Origin of the sequence: Candidatus Ruminimicrobium bovinum (assembly GCF_902760015.1) — a bacterium.
GTDB classification, from domain to species: Bacteria; Elusimicrobiota; Endomicrobiia; order Endomicrobiales; family Endomicrobiaceae; genus Ruminimicrobium; species Ruminimicrobium bovinum.
In genome coordinates this window covers 1-5,573 of record NZ_CACWEU010000148.1, presented here as the reverse complement: position 1 = coordinate 5,573, position 5,573 = coordinate 1, and the positions used below count along the sequence as shown (strand labels likewise).

General features: G+C 27.1%; 6 protein-coding genes and 1 tRNA gene. All 7 read right to left on the bottom strand.

Annotated features, from left to right (window positions below; genetic code table 11):
• Nucleotides 1-485 (bottom strand): S-adenosylmethionine synthetase N-terminal domain-containing protein (locus tag ACMUOV_RS05190; protein ID WP_413854045.1); only part of this gene is annotated, 485 nt, incomplete at its 3' end.
• A 17-nt stretch (nucleotides 486-502) separates the two neighbouring features.
• Nucleotides 503-1,525 carry a sugar phosphate nucleotidyltransferase gene (locus ACMUOV_RS05185; RefSeq protein WP_413854044.1) on the bottom strand — a complete coding sequence of 341 codons (1,023 nt, stop codon included), beginning with the start codon at nucleotides 1,523-1,525 and terminating at the stop codon, nucleotides 503-505.
• A 42-nt stretch (nucleotides 1,526-1,567) separates the two neighbouring features.
• Nucleotides 1,568-2,593 carry a DNA polymerase III subunit delta gene (gene holA / locus ACMUOV_RS05180; RefSeq protein ID WP_413854043.1) on the bottom strand — a complete coding sequence of 342 codons (1,026 nt, stop codon included), beginning with the start codon at nucleotides 2,591-2,593 and terminating at the stop codon, nucleotides 1,568-1,570.
• Between the two features lie 13 nt (nucleotides 2,594-2,606).
• A tRNA-Arg gene (locus ACMUOV_RS05175) sits at nucleotides 2,607-2,679 on the bottom strand.
• A 3-nt stretch (nucleotides 2,680-2,682) separates the two neighbouring features.
• Complete coding sequence (locus tag ACMUOV_RS05170) at nucleotides 2,683-3,603, bottom strand: tetratricopeptide repeat protein (protein WP_413854042.1); 921 nt, start codon at nucleotides 3,601-3,603, stop codon at nucleotides 2,683-2,685.
• Nucleotides 3,604-3,694: 91 nt separating this feature from the next.
• Nucleotides 3,695-5,239, bottom strand: a complete 1,545-nt coding sequence (locus tag ACMUOV_RS05165) for a tetratricopeptide repeat protein (RefSeq protein WP_413854041.1) — start codon at nucleotides 5,237-5,239, stop codon at nucleotides 3,695-3,697.
• A partial coding sequence (locus tag ACMUOV_RS05160) for a patatin-like phospholipase family protein (protein WP_413854040.1) occupies nucleotides 5,220-5,573 on the bottom strand: 354 nt, incomplete at its 5' end. The genes ACMUOV_RS05160 and ACMUOV_RS05165, both read right to left, overlap by 20 nt.

Here is a 5,573-nt window from a genome sequence, read left to right as displayed (position 1 = left end):
GGACCTAAATATTTCAAAACATTATCTTTCCTTACCTGTGCCAGTTTTGCCGCAAGTTTATGTGCAAGCATTATGGGTAACGGCATAAGTTCTTCCGTTTCCGAACATGCAAAACCTATCATTAACCCCTGGTCACCGGCACCGCCGGTATCAACCCCCATTGCGATATCGGGTGATTGTGTATTTATCGTTTCCATTATTGCACAATTTCTATAATCAAAACCGAATTTGGAATCCGTATAACCTATGTTTTTTATTGCATTTCTTACAATTTCGGTTCTGTTTATATTTGCGGTTGTAGTAATTTCACCGCCGATAATTATAAGCCCGTTACATGCAAAAGTTTCACAAGCTACCCTTGCTTTCGGGTCAATAGCCAATATCGCATCTAAAATACTGTCGGAAATTATATCGCAAAGTTTATCAGGATGCCCCTCGGTTACCGACTCCGAGGTAAAAATCCAATTATTAGAAATATTTTCCACTTGATTAAAATCTCCCGTTATTTGGTATTAAATAAAATGCCGTTATATACCGATAATTTTTGAGGAACTTTTATATCAACTATAGTTGAGTTCAAATTAACATTTTTACCTATAACGACATTGTCCCATATTATTGAATCTTTAATTATACTGTCATCTTTTATTACAACATTATTTCCTATAACGGTTCCGTTATCTATAACCACATTTTTACCTATAACACAATTTTTACCTATAACTGCTTTGCCTATTAATTTTGCAGTTTTATCTATAACGGTATTTTTACCCGTTATAACGTCGGAATTTTTATAATGTTTTCCGTCTATATTTACGCGAACAATTCCTTCCAAAGCAGACTTGGTTCCGTTTTGATATTCGGAAATACTTCCTATGTCCGTCCAATAACCGTTCATAACATAAGAATAAATATTTTTTTTCATTTTCAAAAGCTTAGGCCATAAATCTTTGCCGAAATCATAAAACCCTTCCGGAATATATTTAAAGATTTCAGGTTCAAAAACATAAATGCCGGTATTTACCGTATTTGAAAAAACGGAACTCCATGTAGGTTTTTCGACAAAATTTATTATTCTGTTATATCTGTCCGATATCGCAATTCCGTATTCGTATTTTGCATCAACCTGTTTTAAAACCATAGTTGCCAAAGATTTTTTTCTTTTATGAAATTCAACAACAGATGTTATATCTATATCGCACAAATTATCACCCGATAAAACGACAAAAGTAGAATTAAAATATTTTTGACATTTTTTTAAACCGCCGGCCGTTCCGAGCAAATTTTCTTCTTTGGAATAATTTATTTCCATTCCTATATTTTTACCGTTGCCGAAATAATTTGAAATTGAATCCGCCATAAAATGTAAATTCATAACAACAGAATTTATGTTATGTTTTTTTAAATTATCAAGCGTATGTGCAATAACAGGTTTATTAACCAACGGTATCATCGGCTTTGGTAATTTTAATGTTAAAGGTCTTAGTCTGTTACCTATACCTGCTGCCAAAATAAATGCTTTCACTTTCAACTCCTGTAAAAATTTGCTTTACAAATTTTTATTATACTATTTACAAATAAACATCACAAGTTTTTGTAGCATAAAAGCTTCATCAACAGAGCTTTGGGTTTTTATTGCAATATCGGTTTTTAAAATATTTTCAAGACAATTTTTTAAATGTTCCAATTTATATTTTGAAAGCCCTGCCGAATATTTTTTTCTGAAATCAAAAAAAGCGGGAATTCTTATATAATCCATAACCTCTTCTTGAGAATAATTTTTTTCTTTTAAAAGACTTTTTGCAATAAGTAAGCGCCTTACGGTTGTTGATATTGCAGAAAGTATGGGAATTGCTTTTTCCCCGGTCTGCAACATTTTATTAAGTATAAACAAAGCTTTTTGTAAGTTTTTATTTTCAATCTCGGCAGTAAACATATATATATTTATTTCTTTTGTAAAACCGCTTATTTTTATAAAATCTTCTTCTGTCACATTACTTGCTTTATTACCCAAATATATACATATTTTTTCTATTTCATTTGATAAAGCAAGCATATCCGTTCCCGTATCCTGCACTATTTGTTGACATAAATTAAAAGATATACTTTTTTTCCTTGATAAAAATTCTTCTTTAACAAAATTTATTGCATCACGTTCGTAAATTTTTTTACAGTCAACACAAACCGTTTTTTTTGAATCGATACATAAACTTATTAAATCTTTTCTTTTTGCCTTCAAATCTTTAATTTTATCGTTGTATAATATTATCAAGCAAGTTGTTTCAACAGGTTTTTCTATTAAAGTTGCAAATTGTTTAAAATCATCATTTTTTAATTTATTTGCCATTTTTAATACGACAACTCTTTTTTCGCCTAAAAACGGCAAAGTCTGCGCCGCAGTCAAAACGGCATTTATATCCAAGTCCGGTGCTTGAAAAATTTCCGTATTTAAAGTATCCGCATTAATTTTTTGAATAACATGTTTAAAACATTTATCAAGCAAAAAAATCTCTTCACCCGCAAAAAAATATACGGGATAAGTATCTTTTGAAGATATTTGTTTATCAAATTGCAAACAAGTTACGGGCTTCATTTTTTATAAACCATGTGCCTATCCGGAGTTGAACCGGAATCATCGGTTCCGGAAACCGAGGCTCTATCCGATTAAGCTATAGGCACATATCATTTTTTTTCAAATTCTATTACTTTTTTTATTATATTTTTTATATACTCCGATTTTGTATATTCAAGTATTCTATTTAAATATTTCAATTCTTTTGCTTTATTATGATACAAATTATTATATGATTCTATCAACAATAAATCTATTGCTTCAACATCATTATTTTTTGATTTAAAATCCAACAATAAATTTTGTGCTTCCTTAAATTTTCCGGAAAGCAAATATAAATGTGCCAAATTACAATAAATTTCAACATCAGGTTGTTCTTCATCAACAAAAGGAAGTATTTCTTCTATGGCTTTATCAAAATGCAATTTACTTTTGTATATATCGGCAAGTAATAATGCAGTTTTTTTATTTTTACCGTCAATATTTTCCAAAATATATTGAGCTTGTTCCGTTTTTCCGGTTTCTTTTGCCGATATTGCCATATTTATATAATCATTTGATGATAAATCTTTTTTATTTTCCAAAGATTTTTTTCTTGCTTTTTCAAAATATTCCAAAGATGTTTTATAAAAACCTTGTGTATTATAAATATTAGCCAAGTTAATTAATGCTTCAATGTTATACTTATCAACATCCAAACATTCTTTAAATTTAACTATTGCAAGTTCATTTAAACCGTTATTTTTGTATATATTTCCCAGCAACAATTTTGTTTCCTTTTTTTTGGGATATAAATACTGTGCTTCCTGACCTGCTTCGGATGCTTTTTCCGTTTTTGATAAAGCCAAATATGCTTTTGCCAAGTTATAATAAATATTATATTTCTGTTTTTTTGACAATTTAAAAGTTAAAAGGTCATCCGCTACGGAAACGGCACTTTCATAATTTCCTAAGTTTATATAATAATAAAAAAGCTCTTTATTTGCCTTCATTTTTTGTTTTGTCGTTTTTGCATGCTGAAAATTTGCCATCAAATCCTCTTCCGTTTTTATTCCGTTGCAAAAACACGTTTGTGAAAAAGAAAAAAACAATATTAGAATTAATAAATGTATTTTTATTTTCTTATAAAACATTTTTTTCTCTTTGTATAAATTCATTTGTCTTATTAATATCACCTTTATTAATATTTAACAACATATTGTAATAATACAAACTTTTTTCTTTGTTTCCAAGCATGTCATAACATACAATCAGTTTGGAGTAAACGCTATTTTTATCAAAATTTACAATTTTTTCCAAAATATTTATTGCTTCGCTATAATTTTTTTCATGCATATAAACAACAGATAAAACATATAAATTAAAAATATTTTTATATCCCGTCTTTTGTGCAATTAATGTAGTTTTTTTAGAAGCTTCTTCAAAATATCCGTATTTTAGCAAATTATACGAATACAAATTTGACATAAATATATTATAATTCGGATATTCAGTGTCTATAGCTTCAAAAAAAGCAAGTTCATTTTGAAAAAAATGACAATTAGAAACTGTTACATTCAAGGATATTATAATAAAGACACTTAAGATAATATATACAATTTTTTCTTTTAGAAATTTTAATATGAAAGAACAAAACGGAATTATTAAAAATATTAATGGTATGTATATTCTGCTACCTTGAAAAAACAACTGCCCTGCCATCAAACTTATTGCAAAAATTATAATAGGCAAAATAAAACAAAGTATTTTTTCATTTTTATCCAAATTACAAAAAAAAGAAAATAAAAAACTTAAACTAAAGGAAATTAGACCAAGTATTAAAATTTTTGTACCAAAATATGCCGAAAAATGTATTTTAAAAAAATAAACCGAGAAATAATAATCAAAAACAGTTTTTATGTTATATATTAAGTTAAACAAATATCTTGTAGGATTAAAAATATTATATGATAAAGTTTTATATATTGTAAGGAAACATAAAACTGCAACTATATATATTCCTAAAACAGTAAAAAATTTTTTGCTTATTTGTTTATCATATATAAGCCAATATAAAACATAAAACAGAGGGAAAAATATTGAACTTTCTTTTGTAAAAAGTGTAGTTATAAAAAATATTAAATGAAAAAACAATAATATTGTTTTTTTCTTTTTTAAATATTCAAAAAGAAATATTAAAGATAACAACAAAAATATACATAACAACAGTTCATTTCTTCCCGGTATCCAAGCTACGGCAAAAATATTAACAGGATGAGCACTAAATAAAAGTGCAGCTAAAAAAGAAACATACTTACTAAAATAGTATCTTTTTAAAAAAAACATCAATATTACACAACAGAAAGAATGTAACAATACATTTGTTGTATGCATTGTTGAAGGAGATTGATTTATATAATTATCAATAAAAAAAGAAAATGACAACAAAGGTCTGTAATATGTTTTTGATGTATCACTAAGTAAAACATTTTTTGTAAAAATATCTTTAACAGAATAATCATCAAACATAAAATTTATAAAAGAATCATCATCTATACCGCTAATATTATAATTTGTTGTTTGTAAATATAAGGTAATAGAAAAAGCAAAAACTATAAAATACAGAAACAACGTTAAAAATTTACTATTTATAAAATTCTGCTGGAAATTATAAAATATTTTTTTCATAAGTTTTATCTATAATCAATTTTTTAATTTTTTTTATATTTTTTTTGCCTGCAATAAAACCTGCATCTATACATTCCGCGGCTTTATTTAATTCTATTGCAGAAACATCACTTACCTGCGGTGAAATTATAATATCCGACATTTTTAAATTATTTTTATCACTTTGTTGTCCTTGAATATATATTGTTTGAAAAAGTGAAGAAAAAACATTATTGTAAGGATTTTTTGTAATATCGGCACTAACGGCAACAGTTATTACAATATCCGGTTCAAAAAGTTTAGCAACCGATACCGGTATATTTTCAACCAATCCGCCATCAACCAAAAACCTTTG